General features: G+C 72.6%; 13 protein-coding genes. 6 read left to right on the top strand and 7 right to left on the bottom strand.

Features of this window, described 5'->3' with window-relative positions; genetic code table 11:
* Positions 1-966: an isoprenylcysteine carboxylmethyltransferase family protein gene (locus EDF47_RS01010; protein WP_166673167.1), complete on the top strand. Its 966-nt coding sequence runs from the start codon at positions 1-3 to the stop codon at positions 964-966.
* Here the strand turns inward: EDF47_RS01010 and EDF47_RS01005 are convergent.
* Both EDF47_RS01005 and EDF47_RS20110 read right to left on the bottom strand, forming a co-directional pair.
* Positions 947-1363 carry a VOC family protein gene (locus tag EDF47_RS01005; protein WP_123672882.1) on the bottom strand — a complete coding sequence of 139 codons (417 nt, stop codon included), beginning with the start codon at positions 1361-1363 and terminating at the stop codon, positions 947-949. The genes EDF47_RS01010 and EDF47_RS01005 overlap by 20 nt on opposite strands.
* Positions 1364-1509: 146 nt before the next feature.
* Complete coding sequence (locus EDF47_RS20110) at positions 1510-2103, bottom strand: DapH/DapD/GlmU-related protein (RefSeq protein WP_132100522.1); 594 nt, start codon at positions 2101-2103, stop codon at positions 1510-1512.
* 201 nt (positions 2104-2304) lie between these two features.
* Here EDF47_RS20110 and EDF47_RS00995 point away from each other — a divergent pair, with 201 nt between their 5' ends.
* From EDF47_RS00995 to EDF47_RS00985, 3 genes are all read left to right on the top strand, one after another.
* Positions 2305-3138 carry a mechanosensitive ion channel domain-containing protein gene (locus tag EDF47_RS00995; RefSeq protein ID WP_133936684.1) on the top strand — a complete coding sequence of 278 codons (834 nt, stop codon included), beginning with the start codon at positions 2305-2307 and terminating at the stop codon, positions 3136-3138.
* Between the two features lie 129 nt (positions 3139-3267).
* Positions 3268-5610 (top strand): arylsulfatase, encoded by a 2343-nt coding sequence (locus EDF47_RS00990; protein WP_133936685.1) that lies wholly within the window; start codon positions 3268-3270, stop codon positions 5608-5610.
* 1 nt (position 5611) lies between these two features.
* The gene (locus EDF47_RS00985; RefSeq protein WP_133936686.1) at positions 5612-7294 is read left to right on the top strand and encodes a SulP family inorganic anion transporter; all 1683 of its coding nucleotides are present in this window, start codon (positions 5612-5614) and stop codon (positions 7292-7294) included.
* 8 nt (positions 7295-7302) lie between these two features.
* Here the strand turns inward: EDF47_RS00985 and EDF47_RS00980 are convergent, their stop codons facing one another.
* Positions 7303-8256: a formylglycine-generating enzyme family protein gene (locus tag EDF47_RS00980; RefSeq protein WP_131878845.1), complete on the bottom strand. Its 954-nt coding sequence runs from the start codon at positions 8254-8256 to the stop codon at positions 7303-7305.
* 171 nt (positions 8257-8427) lie between these two features.
* Here EDF47_RS00980 and EDF47_RS00975 point away from each other — a divergent pair, with 171 nt between their 5' ends.
* Together EDF47_RS00975 and EDF47_RS00970 are read left to right on the top strand one after the other, a co-directional pair.
* A complete protein-coding gene (locus EDF47_RS00975) occupies positions 8428-10983 on the top strand; it encodes a LuxR C-terminal-related transcriptional regulator (protein ID WP_133936687.1) in 2556 nt (851 codons plus the stop codon).
* A 144-nt stretch (positions 10984-11127) separates the two neighbouring features.
* The gene (locus tag EDF47_RS00970; RefSeq protein WP_123292622.1) at positions 11128-11328 is read left to right on the top strand and encodes a hypothetical protein; all 201 of its coding nucleotides are present in this window, start codon (positions 11128-11130) and stop codon (positions 11326-11328) included.
* Between the two features lie 58 nt (positions 11329-11386).
* Here EDF47_RS00970 and EDF47_RS00965 read toward each other — a convergent pair whose 3' ends face one another.
* The 4 genes from EDF47_RS00965 to EDF47_RS00950 are packed head-to-tail and all read right to left on the bottom strand — an operon-like array spanning position 11387 to position 16319.
* A complete protein-coding gene (locus tag EDF47_RS00965) occupies positions 11387-13024 on the bottom strand; it encodes a solute carrier family 23 protein (RefSeq protein WP_243692467.1) in 1638 nt (545 codons plus the stop codon).
* Positions 13024-13701 (bottom strand): GAP family protein, encoded by a 678-nt coding sequence (locus EDF47_RS00960; RefSeq protein ID WP_131878849.1) that lies wholly within the window; start codon positions 13699-13701, stop codon positions 13024-13026. The genes EDF47_RS00965 and EDF47_RS00960 overlap by 1 nt, the downstream gene beginning before the upstream one ends.
* Positions 13698-14909, bottom strand: coding sequence for an AI-2E family transporter (locus EDF47_RS00955; RefSeq protein WP_131878851.1), 1212 nt, complete (start codon positions 14907-14909; stop codon positions 13698-13700). Before EDF47_RS00955 ends, EDF47_RS00960 begins: the two co-directional genes overlap by 4 nt.
* Before the next feature lie 51 nt (positions 14910-14960).
* Positions 14961-16319 carry a hypothetical protein gene (locus EDF47_RS00950; RefSeq protein WP_131878853.1) on the bottom strand — a complete coding sequence of 453 codons (1359 nt, stop codon included), beginning with the start codon at positions 16317-16319 and terminating at the stop codon, positions 14961-14963.
* Between the last annotated feature and the right edge of the window lie 26 nt (positions 16320-16345).

The raw sequence follows: 16345 nt of genomic DNA, 5'->3' as shown, positions 1-16345 counted from the left end.
GTGTCCTGGGGCCGACGGTACTTCGCACTGCAGGCCCTCGGCGGCGCGGTGTGGTGGATCACCATCGCGATCGTCCCCGCCGTCCGGACGCTCACGCTCGGCTCGCTGGACCCGGTGGTCGTCGCGGCCCTCGACGTCCCGCTCTTCGTCGTGGCCTCGGCGCTCGCGGCGGTCTCCGCGGGCACGGTCGGACGGATCGCGGCGACCGTCGCGACCGTGTGGACCGCGCTCGTCCTCGCCGGGCTCGCCGTCTGGGCGACCGGCACCGGCGAGGCCGGCTGGGGCGTCGTCGTCATGACCGCGGCGACCGTCGGTTCCGTGTTGGCCTTCGCCCTCGTCCTGCTCGGCCGGGTACCGACCGAGTGGTTGACGTCCGGTCCACTGCGGTTCCGCACGGCCGACCCGGGTGCCGCGACGTCACGGCACGTGGTCGCGACGACCGTGCAGATCGTCGTCTTCTGGGGGCTGTTCCTCGGGGTGTTCCCCGTGGCCATCGCCGTCGCCGAGCACCGCTGGCGGCTGCACCCCGCACTGCCCGGACCGGTCGTGACCGCGCTGCTGGTGGTCGGGCTCGTCGTCCTCGCGCTCGCCAGCGCGCTCGGCATCGCGTCGGCGGCGGCGATGTCGACCAAGGGCGCTGGGACCCCGCTGCCGTCCGCCAGTGCGAACCGGTTGGTCGTCGCCGGCCCGTTCCGCTCGGTGCGCAACCCGATGGCGCTCGCCGGCATCACGCAGGGCGTCGCCGTCGGGCTGCTGCTCGGGTCGTGGATGGTCGTCGTCTACGCACTCGCCGGGTCGATCGTGTGGAACTGCGTGGTCCGGCCGCTCGAGGAGGCCGACCTCGAGGCCCGCTTCGGCGACGACTTCCGCCGCTACGCCGCGCGGGTCCGGTGCTGGGTGCCGCGGTGGCCGATCGCGGCGAGCGTCGGCGGGGTCCCGGTCCCCCTCAGCTCGCCGCGCCGGTGATGTTCACGAGCCACGTGACGCGGAACCGGTCGGTGAGCATCCCGAAGGTGTCGCCCCACGGAGCCGTCGTGAGCGGTTCGATGATCGACGCGCCCTCTGCGAGCCCGTTCCAGTAGCGGGTCAGGGCCTCGTGGTCGTCGCCGCTGAGCGACAACGAGATCGTGCTCTCCGACGGCGTCTCCATGCCCGTCGGCGCGTCCGAGGCCATCAGCAGCAGGCCGTTCTCGCCCTCGAGCTGCCCGTGCATGACCTTGTCGGCATCGGCGGGGTCCTGGCTCATGCCGGCTTCGCCGAAGGTGCCGATCGTGAGCTCGCCGTGGAACACCGAGTGGTAGAAGTCGAGGGCTTCGCGGGCCCCCGAGCGGAAGCCGAGGTACGGGTTGAGACGCACGGACATGGTGGACTCCTCACGACGGGGCGGGCGTCGTCGCCCGCTGCGCGCCCATCGTCGCAGACGCGACGTGCCCGCGGAAGGGCACGGCGCCTTGGGCGTGCGATGCGGCCTGGAGGCTCGTGGCGGCGCCGCCCCGCGCCTCCAGGCCGTCAGGCGGTCGCTCTGCGGTCCGTGGCCGGGTCTGCCCCGGCCAGGTCACGGATGCGCTTCGCCGGCACGCCGGCGTAGACGCCGTGCGCCAGCAGGCGCCCGGTGACGACCGCGCCGGCCGCGACGACCACGTCGTGCTCGATGTGCGCGCCGGGCAGGATCGTCGCACGGCCGCCGATCCACACGCGGTCCTCGATGACGACCGGACGGCCGGTCGCGGTGTCGCTCCACCGGCCGTCGGCGTCGATCGCGTGGTGGCTCGTCATGATGAGGACCTGCATGCCGATCGCGGCGTTCGCACCGATGCTGACGGGGGCGATGGCCTCGATGGTCGTCGCGCGGTTGAAGTAGACGCCCCGCGCGACCGACAGGTTGCGCGGGTCGCCCGTGAGCGAGAAGCCGACGCCGGGGGCCGACTCGGCGTGCGCGCCCGCGGCGTTCAGCAGGAGCCGTCGCACGACCCGCGGCAGGAACGGCGAGCCGAGCAGGGCCGTGAGCAGGACGTGTTCCCGGGCGTGCGCGACGTCCTCGCGGAGGCGTCGGGCGAACGTCGAGGGGACGGGGACGGGGACGGGGACGGCTGGCGTGGCCATGCGGCCTCCTGGGCTCGGGGGACGGTGCGGGGTCGCACAGCCGAAACGTAGGCGCTGCAGGGCCGCTCGACAACGGACGCACTGTTGGTTGCGCGATCCTTGCGGTATCGCCCGCCGGCCGGCACGGCGGGCGATCTCACCCGGTCGGTGCGATCCGGGCAGCGCCCGTGCACGCCTACCGTGCTGCGGCTGGGAGGCGACATGCAGGAATTCGTGAGCGGTCTGGTGCAGAACTCGTCCTTCGGCGCCTGGGACGTGGTCCTCGCCGTCGTCGTCCTGGTCGTCGGGTGGTTCGCGTCCGTGTGGGCCCGGCGAGGCGTCGTCGTGGCGCTGGCGAAGTGGAGCGGGCTCGGACCGAGCGGGACGAACCTCGTGGCGCGTCTCGTGCGCTACTCGATCCTCCTGCTCACGATCGGCATCGTCCTCACCGTGCTCGGAGCGCCGTTGCAGCCGGTGCTCGCCGCGGTGATCATCATCAGTGCGGTCGCGTTCCTCGCCCTGCGCGGGATCGCGGCGAACTTCGGCGCGGGGCTGGTCATCCAGGCCCGACGACCGGTGCGGATCGGCGACTCGATCGAGGTCGAGGGCGTGGCCGGCCGCATCGTCGAGTTGACGGGGCGTTCCGTCCTGCTGGCCACCTCGGACGGCAGGACGATCCGGATCCCGAACACCATGCTGCTCGAGAACCCGCTCTGGAACGCCAGCGAGTCGGGGTCGGTCCGGAGCGAGGTCCGGGCGCGGCTGCACGGGTCACCGGACCTCGACCGGGTCTGCCCGGTGCTGCTGGACGCGGTGGCCTCGGTGTCCTCGGTGTCCTCGGTGTCGTCGACGGATCCCGAGGTCTTCCTGCACACGATCACGCCGGCCTGGGCGGACATCACCATCCGGTTCTGGTCCGCGTACGACGACCGCGAGGCCGCCCGGTCGTCGGTGGTGCGCGCGGTCGCGGTGGCGCTCGGCGGGGCCGGCCTGACCTGCTCGGTGTCGTCGGACGGACCGCGGTTCCTGACCGCGCTCGTCGACGCCGTGGACTGACGGTTCTGCCGGGTCGTGCGGGGTCGTGCGGGATCGTGCGGGGTCGTGCGATCTCACCCGTTCCGGGCGTGCACGTCGACGCGCCGGGCGGTGAGGCTCGTCGCGCAGACCAACGAACAGGAGCGGACCATGGCCAAGCAGTTCTCCGGCAAGGTCGAACTCGACGTGCGCGACTCCGTCGCCGACTGGGACGCGTTCATCCCGTCGAAGGCGCGGACGGGATCCCCGAACGTCCTCGTCGTGCTCTACGACGACACCGGGCAGGCAGCGTGGTCACCGTACGGCGGCCGGATCCAGATGCCCACGATGGAGCGGCTCGCCGCGAACGGCCTCACCTACTCGCAGTGGCACACCACGGCGCTCTGCTCCCCCACGCGGTCGACGTTCCTGACCGGCCGGAACCACCACGCGAACGGGTTCGCGTCGATCTCGGAGTCGTCGACCGGGTTCCCCGGCTACAGCTCGCACATCCCGCCCGAGAACGCGACGATGGCGAACGTGCTCCGTGACGCCGGGTGGTCGACGTTCTGGGTCGGCAAGAACCACAACGTCCCCATCGACGAGTGGACGGCCGGCGCCTCCAAGAAGAACTGGCCGCTCGCGCAGGGCTACGACCGGTTCTACGGCTTCATCGGCGGTGAGACGAACAACTGGTACCCCTCGCTCGCCGAGGACAACCACTACATCGACCAGCCGTCGCTGCCCGAGGACGGCTACCACCTGTCGAAGGACCTCGCCGACCAGGCGCTGAAGATGATCCGCGACACGAAGCAGACCGAGCCGGACAAGCCCTGGTACCTGTGGTTCTGCCCGGGCGCGAACCACGCGCCGCACCACGCCCCGCAGGAGTACATCGACAAGTACAAGGGACAGTTCGACGACGGCTACGAGGCCTACCGTGAGTGGGTGCTCCCCCGGATGATCGAACGCGGCATCCTCCCGGAGGGCACCGAACTCACGGAGCTCAACCCGATGACCCCCGGCACGTTCTCGGACTCCGACGTCGTGCGTCCGTGGGACGAACTCGACGCCGAGGAACGCGCGATGTTCAGCCGGATGGCCGAGGTCTACGCCGGGTTCTCCGAGTACACCGACGCGCAGGTCGGCCGCATCGTGGACTACCTCGAGGAGTCCGGGCAGCTCGACAACACCATCGTCGTCTACTGCGCGGACAACGGCGCGTCGGGCGAGGGCAGCCCGAACGGTTCGGTCAACGAGGGCAAGATCTTCGGCGGCTACCCCGACGACCTCGCGCAGAACCTGACGATGGTCGACGAGCTCGGCAGCCCGGACACCTACAACCACTACCCGACCGGATGGGCGGCGGCGTTCTCGACCCCGTACCGGATGTTCAAGCGGTACGTGTACCAGGGCGGGATCTGCGACCCGCTGGTGATCTCGTGGCCGGCCGGCATCGCCTCCCGCGGCGAGGTCCGGAACCAGTACCACCACTCGACCGACATCGTGCCGACCATCCTCGACGCCTGCGGCGTGACGTTCCCGGACACGTACGCCGGCGTGGAACAGCGACCACTCGACGGGGTCTCGATGCGGTCGTCCTTCGACGCAGCCGACGAACCGACGTCGAAGCACACGCAGTACTACGAGATGTTCGGCAACCGCGGCATCTGGCACGAGGGCTGGAAGGCGGTGACCGAGCACGGACCGGGAGCCGGGACGAGCGGTTTCGACAGCGACCGGTGGCAGCTGTTCCACACCGACGTCGACCGCTCCGAGGCGCACGACCTCGCCGCGGAGCACCCGGACAAGGTCGAGGAACTCGTGGCGCGCTGGTTCGCGGAGGCGAAGGCCAACAACGTGCTGCCCCTGAACGACCTGCTGATCCTGGGGAACCCCGAGGACTTCGAGACCTTCATCACGATGGAGTTCAAGGTCCCCGTCCCGCCGAGCGGGCAGTACACGTACTACCCGGGCACCACCGAGGTACCGGAGCGTTCCGCGGCCAACGTGCACGGGGTGTCGTACAAGATCGTCGCGGACGTCGACTTCACGCCGGACACCGAGGGCGTCGTGTTCGCGCACGGATCCCGGTTCGGCGGCCACGCCCTGTACGTCAAGGACGGGGAGCTGTCCTACGTGTACAACTTCCTCGGCATCCCGCCCGAGAACGTCGTCTCCACCCCGGCTCCCACCTCCGGGCGGCACCTCGTCGGGGTCTCCTTCACGAAGGAGGGCACCGGGGAGTACCGCGAGGCCACCGGACCGCTCGCGCTCTTCGTCGACGACGAGCAGGTCGCCGAGGCGCCGATCAGGACCGTGCTCGGGCACTTCTCGCTCTGCGGCGAGGGACTCTGCATCGGCTACGACAGCGGCGACGCCGTCACGCAGGCCTACGCGGGCGAGCGGTTCGAGTTCCACGACGGCACGATCCACAAGGTCGTGTTCGACATCGCCGACGATGCCTACGTCGACCTCGAGGCGCACCTCGCCGCCGCGATGTCGCGCGACTGAGATGGCGACCCGGCAGGTGGGGGCGGCACCGGCGCGCAGCCGGACGTGGTTCGCCCCCACCCTCCGGGGCTACGACCGCCGGTGGCTCGGGCGCGACGTCCTCGCCGGCCTGAGCGCCGGCGCGGTCGTCGTCCCCCAGGCCATGGCCTACGCGAGCATCGCGGAGCTGCCGGCACAGGTCGGGCTCTACACGTGCATGGCGCCGATGGCCGTCTACGCCCTGCTGGGCGGGTCGCGCGCGATGAGCGTGTCCACGACGTCGACGATCGCGACGCTCAGCGCCACGACGTTCGTCTCCGCGGGCGTCGCGGTCTCGTCCAACGACGCGCTCCGCGCACTGTCGACCCTCACCCTGCTCGTCGGCGTCGTCCTCGTCGTCGCCCGGCTGCTCACCCTGGGCTCGCTCGTCGAGAACATCAACAAGTCGACGCTGATCGGCGTCCAGATCGGGGTCGGCGCGACCGTCGCGGTCGGGCAGTTGCCGAAGTTGCTCGGACTCACCGACGACCCGACCGGCACGGGGTTCATCCGCTCCGTGGTGGCGGTCGTCGAGGCGCTCCCCCGTGCGCACGCCCCGACGGTCGTGCTGTCCGTCGCCTCGGTCGCCGTGCTCCTGCTGCTGCGCCGGTTCGTGCCCGCGGTGCCGGGTCCGCTCGTCGTGGTCGCCGGTGGCATCGCGGCCTCGGCCGTCCTGCACCTGACCGATCTCGGCGTCGAGGTGATCGACCCCGTCCCGAGCGGTCTCCCGGTGCCCGTGCTGCCCGACCTGAGCCTCGTGCCGGCGATGCTCCCCGGTGCCCTCGGCATCGCGATGATGGCGTTCCTCGAGTCCGCAGCGGTGGCACGTGGGATCCGACAGCCGAGCGAGCCGCCGATCGACAGCGACCGCGAGCTGCTCGCGGCCGCCGCGGCGAACCTCGCCGGCTCCCTGACCCAGACACTGCCCGCCGCCGGCGGGTTCTCGCAGAGCGCGGTCAACCAACGGGCCGGCGCACGCACCCAGGTGTCGACCCTGGTGACCGTCGCGCTCGCGGTGCTGGTCGCGCTCGTCCTCGGACCGGTCCTGGCCCTGATGCCCACGGCGACCCTCGCCGCCCTCGTCGTCACCGCCGTCGTCGGACTCATCGACGTCCCCGCGCTCCGGCGGCTGGCCCGCATCAGCCGACGCGACTTCTGGCTCGCCGTGGTGACCGCAGCGGTCGGACTGACCGCCGGACTACTGGCAGCCGTCGTCGCCGGGGTCGCCGGGACGTACTTCCTGGTCCTCCGCGAACTGCAGCGCGTCCGGCTGGCCCCGGGCCCCGTCGTCGGCACGACGATCAGCGCACGGATCGAGGGCGCCGTGTACACCGCGAACGTGCTGGCGTACGAGAACGCCGTCCTCCGGCTCGCCGACGACGCGGACGCGGCCGACGCCGTCGTCCTCGACCTGTCGCGGATGCACGAGGCGACCGTCACCGTCCTCGACGGCCTCGCCGACCTCGATCACGAGCTCGCGCAACGCGGCGTCGTGCTCCTGCTCGTGGGCCTGCCCGGGTCGGCTGCGGAGACGGCGGCGCGGACCGCGTGGTTCCGCGGCCTCGTCGACCACGGCAGGGTGCTGCCGACGGTCGACGCCGCGATGGCCGCGCGGACGGCACGGGCGCCACGGGCGTCTCAGGCGGGGAGGCCCGACCAGGGCTGAGGCCGGGATCAGCCGTCCCAGACCACCCGGAAGCCGATGTGGGTGGCGGCGGAGTCGCTGGTCTGCGGCGAGCGAGCCGCCGGCCGGTACCGCAGGCAGTACTCGGGCGCACACAGGTGCGACCCGCCCTTGAGGACCCGCGTGACGGTCGACGGTGTCGCCGGGGCGGCGTCGTGGTGGGTGTCCGTCGGGCCGCAGCCGCAGTGCGCGGACGACTCGGTCGCCCGTGCCTCGGCCGGCGGCGTCGGGGTCGTCGACGGGTCGTGCCGCTCGGTGTACCGCGAATCGGTCCACTCCCACACGTTGCCGATCATGTCCGCCAGACCGAGCGCGTTCGCGGGGAACGAGCCCACGGGCGACGTCCCCGTCCACCCGCGGGCTCCGGTGTTGCGGTACGGGAACGCCCCGTGCCACGTGTTGGCCATCGTCCGCCCGCCCGGGTGCGCCTCCCTCCCCCAGGCGAACGGCCACGACGGGTCACCGCCGGCGCGCGCCGCGTACTCCCACTCGACCTCGCTCGGCAGTCGCCCACCGACCCACGCCGCGTACGCCGACGCATCGCCGTGCGAGACCTGGACCACCGGGTGCTCCTCGCGTCCGTCCACCGACGACGTCGGCCCGGCCGGGTGCCGCCAGTCAGCACCCGGACACCAGGTCCACCAGGCCCGCCAGTCGCCGAGGTCCACCGGTCCGGTCGTGGGCGCGAACACCAGTGACCCCGGAGCCCGGTCGGCCGGCGCCAGGTCGGGGTACTGCACGGGGTCGAGCGCGCGCTCGGCCTCGGTCGTCCACCCGGTCGCCGCCACGAAGGCGGCGAACTCGGCGTTGGTGACGGGGTGCGCGGCGATCCGGAACGCGGCGACCGTGCGTTCGTGCACCGGCCCCTCGTCGGGGTAGTAGCGGTCCGAACCCATCAGGAACGCACCGCCCGCGACGTCCACGGCCTCGAGCAGGGTCAGCATGCACCCGATCCTCGGGCGTCGGGACCGCGGGCCGCCTCACCCGGAGCGGATGAGGCGGCCGCCCTCACCCGGATGGGGTGAATGTCCTCAACGCGCACGACGATCCCTCGCCTCAACCGCCCGCCGCACCTATCGTGAGCAACGCAAGCCTTTTCAGGGAAAGGCCTCCACATGCACACCTTCCAACAGACCAGGAGCAGCGGACAGCGCACCGGCACGGGGACGCCGGTCGGGTCGGACCCGACCACGACGGTCCCACCCACCGATGCGTTGGAGCGACCGCGGCTGCTCGACCACCTCCGACGGTTCCGCCGCTCCGACCGACGCCTGCTCACCATGTGGGCGCCGGGTGGTGCCGGCAAGTCCACCGCGCTCGCCGCGTGGGCGGAAGTCCTCTCGGCGGACGACGTCGTCGTGCGGTGGCTCGACGCGGACACACTGCTGCAGGAGGACCCGCCGCAGACCGTGCACGACGACACCGAGCAGTGGCTGTTCCTCGACGACGTCGACCGTCTGCTCGGCGGGCTCGGTGTCCCGCCGCTCATCCGACTCCTGCGCGCGTGCGGTCCCCGAACCCGCGTCGTCGTCGCCGGACGCTTCGAGCCGAGCGGGTTCGCCGCCGTCACGCAGGCGGCAGGCGGGCGGCTCGTCGTCCCGACGCAGGACCTCGCGTTCAGCGTCGAGGACACGCTGGCCCTCGCGCTCCGCTTCGACCTGGTGCTGCCGATCCAGGATGCCGAAACGCTCACCCACCGGACGGCGGGGTGGGCTGCGGGGCTCGCGCTGGCGATGCCGTACCTGCTCGAGCAGTCCGACCGCGGCGCAGCGGTCCGCCACTTCGGCGGCGACCAGCACCAGGTCGCCGACTACCTGGTGGCACGGGTCCTCGACACGCTCGACGACGACCACCGCGACGTCCTGATGCGGACGGCCGTCGGGTCCGAGGTCCCGCTCGCCCTCGCCGTCGAGCTCACCGGGCGTGCCGACGTCGGCACGGTGCTGCAGCGGCTGAGCGCCCGGAACGTGCTCGTGACCACGAGTGCCGACCAGGACGGCTTCCGGTTCCACCCGATCCTCGCCGGCTTCATGCGCGCCGAGTTCCGTCGCCGCGACGAGTGCGGCGCGGTCCGCAACCACGTCGCGGCGGCCGGGTGGTACGAGTCCAGGGGCCTGCACGTCCTCGCGCTCGAACAGGCACTGCTCGCGCGCGACCAGTCGGCGGTGCGCGGGCAGCTGGAGCGGTCCGGCGGTGTCCTGCTCATGGAGGGCCGCGCCGCCATCGTGGCGACGGCTCTGCGAGCGCTCCCACCGAGCCAGGACTCACTGGCCACGCTCACGATCCGCATCGGCATGGACGCCCCGTCGTTCCCGGACCGCATCGGCACCGAGGAGCGGTTCGCCCAGGCCGCCGTGCAGCTCGCTGCCGCGACACCCGACGAGGCACGGGCCTGGCGGCCCGTGGTCGAGGCGCTCCGGTCGTTCACCGTCGAGGACCCCGACGACGCCTCGGCGCGGTTGCAGGAACTCGGCGCGTACCTGCGGCAGACGCCCGTCGAGTCGCTCGACGTCGCGCTGCTGCTCCGGGCTGCGGTCGCCTGGTGCCTCGTCGTCGCCGGCCGCCGCCGCGACGCCGACCAACTGCTCCGCTCGATCCAGGCCGCCGCCGCGCACGCCGGGTTCTCGTGGGTCTTCCTCATCGCCTGCGACACCGCCGCGACGCTCGCCGTCCGCACCGGCGACTGGCGGACGGCCTGCGAGTACGAGGCGCGGATGGGCGCACTGCCCTTCGACACCGCACCGCCCTACAACCGCGCGACCGCCCGCGCACTGCTGCTCGCGACGTCACGCGCCTACCTGCGCTGCGAACCGGTGTCGTTCACCTCGTTGCACCGCATCGACCAGGCCGACCCGACCGGCAGCGAGCTCGGGCTGCTCTTCCAGGTGCGCGCACTGCTCCTCGTCGCGGCGATCGACGCCTCGCCCGCCCCGCGGGAGGCCCTCGCCCGGCTCGTGCCGCTCGTCCGCTTCGACGGCCGTGACCACCCGCGGGTGGTCGCCGGGGCCGCGACGCGCCTGCACGCCTGGTCGAGCACGCTCCACGGCGCACCCGCAGCGGCCGAGGTCCGCCGCATCGTCGCCGACGTCCTCGGCACCGACTCCCTCGAGGTGAACACGCTCCGGCTGCTGGCCGGCGGGCGGACCGACCACCTCGTCGAACGCGACCTGGCCGCGGCGGTCGACGGCGACGACGCGGCGTGGTCCGGCACGAGCATCGTGAACGCCCACCTCGCCCTCGCCGAGCACGCGTGCACCCACGGCCGGCCCGCCGAGGCGGCCGAGCGGATCCGCCGCGCGCTCGCCGTGAGCGAGGAGTTCGGGTACGCCCGCGAGTTCCTCGCCTGCCGGGGTGCGGGCGCGCAGCTGGTGTTCCGGCACCACGGGTCGTACGGGGCGCTCGAACCGTACGCCGACCACGTCCTCGCGCTGGCGGAGCACGAGCGGATCGGCGTCGGGCTGGAACGTCCGGAGGCCACGGTCCCGCTGACCCCCAAGGAGCAGGAGCTGTTGCTCGAGCTTCCGGCGCACCAGACCGTCGCCGAGATCGCGGCGAAGCACCACCTCAGCGTGAACACGATCAAGACCCACCTGCGGAGCATCTACGGCAAGCTGTCCGCCGCGGGGCGCACCGAGGCGGTGCAGGCCGCTCGTCGGCGCGGCCTGCTCTGAGGCAGTCCGACCGGGGACCCGGCACGCTCGGGCCGGACCCCCGGCGTGCTGCGGACACGACGGAGACCTCACCCGGATCAGGGGAACCCCGCACCGGCCCCCGCGCGGGATGATCGTGGCTCCACGACGAGCAGGAGGCCGACGATGAGCCGCTACGAGGTCCGTCTTCCCTACGCGATGTCGGAGACCCTCGTCGCCGCGTTCCCGGAGTTCTCGCTGGTGCAGATCGGCCCCGGCGAGACGCTGCTCGTCGGCGACCTGTCCGACCAGACGCAGCTGCACGGGCTGCTTGCCCGGATCGCCGACCTCGGGCTCGACATCGCCGAGCTCCGGCAGCTGCGCTGACACCGGACGGGCGCACGCGGCCTCGGGGGCTTCGGCGCACTCAGCGGGCTCAGTGACCTCAGCGGCCGAGTTCGGCGACGGCCGCCCGGTTGCTCGGGAAGAAGCGACTGCCCCCGACCAGGTCGAAGTGCTCGAGGTCGGCCCGCGTCGCCGCCCGTGCTCGCGAGAAGCCGACCTCGACCCCGTTGGCGCGGGCCCAGTCGAGCGCCTCGCCGGCGACGTCCGCCGCGGTCGTGTCGATCCCGGTGACCGCGCTGCAGTCGAGCACCAGGGCGTGCACCGGGACAGCCTGGTCGTCAGGGGCGAGCACGGAGCGGACCGCCGATGCGAAGCGCTGGGCGTTGCCGAAGAAGAGCGGTCCGGAGAACCGGAGGACCACGACGCCGGGTGCCGACGAGACGCTGCCGTCTCGGGCAGCCCGGAACACGTCGACCGGGTCGCCGCTCGGCACCAGGACGTCGGCGGGCGGGTTCGCGGCGGACCGGATGACGTTGACGAGCGACAGGACGAAGGCGATCGCGATGCCGATGATCGGGCCGAGCAGCAGCACCCCGAGGAAGCAGACGGCGGCGACGGCGAACTCGAACCGTCGGAGCCGCCAGAGCCGGGCGAAGTCGCGGAGGCCCAGGAGCGGCACGACCGCGACTGCGACGATCGCGCCGATCGCCGGCGAGGGGATGTCCTGCAGCAGCGCGGTGCCGAAGCAGACGACGAGCAGGGTGAGCACCGCGGCGATCAGCGACGGCAGCTGGGTCCTGGACCCGCTCTGGTCCATGGCCGCCGTCCGCGAGGCCGACGAACCGACCGTGAACCCGCCGGTGAGGCCGGAGCCGAGGTTCGCTGCACCGAACGCCCAGAGGTCGCGGTTCGCCCGGTCCGTGTAGTCGTGCGCTTCGGCGTACCGGCGGGCCACGAGCAGCCCCTCGGCCATCGCGACGAGGGTCAGGGCGACGGCGCTCGGGATGACCTGGACCCACTGGTGCCACGAGATCTGCGGCCACGTCAGGGTCGGTGGTCCGGCGGGCACTTCGCCGAGCACGGCCACGCCGGCGTCGTCCAGCCGGAACACGATCAGGACGACGGTCGTCAGGACGAGCACGACGAGTGCCCACGGGATCGCTCGGAACCGACGGCCGATGACCAGCACGGCCACGGACCCGACGGACAGGCACACCGACCACACGTTGAGGTGTCCGAGCCCGGTGACGAGTTCCCCGAACCGCGGGAGGAACTCGTCACCGCTGTTCACCTTGACCCCGAGCATCTTCGCCACCTGGCTGAGCAGGATGTCGAGCGCGAGCCCGCCCACGAACCCGACCAGGATCGGCGCGGACAGGAAGTTCGCCAGGAACCCCAGCTTCAGGACGGCGCACAGGGCGAACACGACGGCGCCGACGAGTGCCTGCGCCAGTGCGAGCTGGACGTACGACGCGCTGCCCGTCGCCGCGAGCCCGGCGAGCGAGGATCCGACGAGCGCGGCCGCCGCGGCGTCGGGCGACGCCACCAGCTGTCGACTCGACGCGAGCAGGGCGAACAGCACCGCCGGCACGATCAGGGAGTACAGCCCGGCGGTCGGTGGCAGACCGGCGATCTGCGCGTACCCGATGTTCAGCGGGATGGCGATCGCCGCGAGGGTCACGCCGGAGAGGGCCTCCGTGCGCCACGAGTGACGGTCGAGCCCGGCCAGGATGCGCATCAGAACGCACCGAGGCCCTTGCCGATGGTCGTCACACCGATGACGAGCAGCAGGACCGCCATGATCGTGGCGTTGTTGGCGGTGAGCCAGTCGCGCAGCGCCCCGAGCGCTCCCTGCACCCGGGTGCGGGCGACCAGGTAGCCGACGACGGGGACGGCGATGCTCAGCGAGGCGAGGACGACGAACACGACGAGCGCCCAGACGACCGACCCGGTGTCCGCGCCGCTGGTACCGACGGTGACGCCGGCCGCCACGGCCATCATGAGGTTCTTCGGGTTGACGGCGGCGAGCAGGAAGGCCAGTCCGGCGGCGCGCACCGGTGTCATCGAGTCGATCGCGGACATCCACTTCGGGGGCGTCGCCGTGGTGCCAGGGGCCGGCCGTGCCCGCCACTGCCGCACGGCGAGCAGCACGAGCAGCACGCCGAGCACCAGCTTCACGGCACCGGCGACGGGTTGCGACGCGTCGGGGTCACCGGCCGGGATCAGGGACGACAGCAGGGTGACGACCACGACGGCCACCGCGATGCCGACGACCCAGCCGACCAGGAACGCCGTCGCGACCGACCTGGCGCGCGGCGCGAGCAGCATCAGGATCGCGGCGATGATCGGGATCGGGCTGATCGCGATGGTCACGGCCTGCGGCAGGAGCTCGCCGATGAGCGGAGCGGTGTTCACGGGGTGCCCTTCGTCGTCGTGGTGCCGCCGGGAGCGGTCGGTGCGCGGCGTTCCGTCCGCCCAGTGGGGGGCCCGAGGCCGGTCACGTCGCCGAGGACCGGGCGCATCCACCGCGCGTCCGGGTTCGCGTCGACCAGGACCGCGCGGACCAGCAGGGTCAGCGGGATGGCGAGGACGGCACCCATCGGCCCGAGCACGGCCGACCAGAAGACGACGGACAGGAACGCGATGGTCTGGTTGAGGGACACCGCCGACCCGACGATGTGCGGCTGCAGGCCGGACTGGATGACCCCGTTGATCACGGCGTAGACGACGATGACGACGATCGCGTTCTGCCAGCCGTTCGCGAGCAGGGCGAGGATCACCGGCGGGATGATGCCGATCCAGTACCCGATGTTCGGGATGAAGCCGGTGATGAAGGCCAGCAGGCCCCAGAGCGCCGCACCGGGGACCCCGAGCAGGACCAGCGCGAGGGCGTCGAGCGCGGAGACCGCGGCGCCGAGGACGGCCGTGACGACCATGTACCGGCGGACACTGACGGTGAACCCGGTGAGTGCTTCGACGAGCTGGGGGCGGACCGGCCGGAGCCGGTCGGCGATGAGTCGACCCCACCCTGCGTCGAGGGTCATGAAGACGATCAGCGCGAGGACGACGACCAGGCCGACGCCGAGGCCGAAGACGCTGCCGACCAGGTCCGACACCGCGCCGATGACGGTGCCGGGGCTCAGCCCCGCCAGCAGTCTCTGCACCTCCTGCTGCCCGACGCCGAGCGACGTCAACCACTGCCCGAGCTGGTCCTCCACCGCGTGCATCTGGTCGGCGTACTGCGGGAACAGCGTGGCGAACTGGGCGACCGAGACCACGAGCGCCAGCGAGAACCCCACCAGCAGGACCAGGATCACCACGATGACGACCGCAGAGGCGAGGCTCCGGGCGAAGCCGAGTCGTTCGAGGAACACCCGGGCCGGCTGGACGCAGATGGTGACGACGAGGGCGAGCGCCGTGGGAGCGATGATGCCGGCGAACCGGGAGCAGCCGACGGCGATGACGACCGCTGCGGCGAGACCGAGCATGATGCGCAGCCCGCGACCCGACCCGACCGTGGCTGCCGGCGCGGCGTCGGGACCGGCGTCGGGCCCGGCGTGGCTCGGCGTCGCCGGATCGGCGGGTCGGCGCGGTCGGTGCGATCGGCGCTTCCAGAGTGACATCGGGGCCTCGTCTCCCTCGCGGCCCCGGTCCCCGGATGCCGTGCTCGGACGCTAGTGCGCTGCGGAACCGACGGGATCGTCAGTTCCGGGTGAGACCCCGGCGTCGCCGCGAGCCCCCTCCGGACGCTGGATCACCTCGAGCACGGCGACGAGGACGAGCGCGCCGACCAGGGTCCACACGACGAGCGCCGGTTCGAGCGGGCGGCTGAGCACGATGACGGTGGCCGCACCGAGCGCGACGAGGGTGCGGATGACGACCCTGCCCCGGTACAGCTGCACCCCGACCCGCCCGGTGCCGATGCCGAGGGCGTCGCCGCGGCGGCGGAGTGCCCCGGCACCGCGGACGGCGAGCCTCCGCAGACGTCGGGCTGTGTCGGACGAGCCGGCGAACCACGCGACGAGGGCCACGCACGCCGCAAGGACCGCGCCGGCCACGGCGGCGTGCGCGGCGAAGGCGACCACGGTGTCGTAGACGGCTCGAGCTGCGTTGCGTGGCATGAGGTCCGGCGCCAGCGCCCGCACCGCGAACACCCGTCCGATCCCGATCCCGGCGAGCGTGGCGAGCATGGCGAGGGCGACGCCGACCGCGGCGAGGGTGAGCGCCCGGGCCCGACGTCTGGCCATGACGACGCCGACGGCGATGCAGGCGACCAGGAGCCACGGCAGCCACACGGCGGACACCTGCAGCAGGGTGTACCCGGTCTGCGCCCGGACCACCGCGTCGGACGTCGCGATGACGATGGTCCGGTCGACCGCGGGGATCCGTTCGGCGAAGGTGAGCCCCCGGTCGACGAGCCGCTCCTTGACCTCGGCGACCACCGGCCCGAGCTGGATGCCGATCGACCCGTCCGCCCCGATCGCGACCGCTGCCCGTCGGTCGCCGCTGAGCGACGCCACCATCTGGGTGTGCCCGGTGCGGAGCAGTTGCTTCCACAGGTCGGCGAACTGATCGGACGCCACGAACCGGTCCACGGTGCCGGAGACCAGGTCCTGGATGCCGGCGGTCGCCGGTGCCTCGAGCGCCGAGAGCGCGGTCTTGGCCCGGGGTGGCAGGTCCAGCCCGCGGATGCCGTCGAAGAGCGCTCCCGTCAGCCCGGCGACGTCCAGTTGGTCCTCGATCGCGCCGACCGTGCGGTCCGCGACCAGCGTCTGGACCGCCCGGTCGCGGGCGAGCGGCGCGAACGTCGCCACGAAGGCCTCGGTCGAGGTGACCTCGCGCTGTGCCCAGGTGGTGATCACCACCACCGGTGCGAGCAGCGCCCCGACGACGATCAGTGCGGCGGACGGGATCGCCCAGCCCCACCCGCGGCGGCGGACCGTCGTGTCGTCGGAGTCCTGCCCGGCGAGCCGGATGCGCAGGCGCTCGTTCTCGGCGCGGAGTGCGGCGAGTTCGTCCTCGGTGGTGGTCATGGGCTGCGGTCCTTCCCGGGAGCGGC

The sequence above is a fragment of the Curtobacterium sp. PhB190 genome, assembly GCF_004365385.1.
GTDB lineage: Bacteria > Actinomycetota > Actinomycetes > Actinomycetales > Microbacteriaceae > Curtobacterium.
The sequence above is the reverse complement of the archived record's forward strand: the minus strand, read 5'-3'. Positions and strand labels throughout refer to the sequence as shown.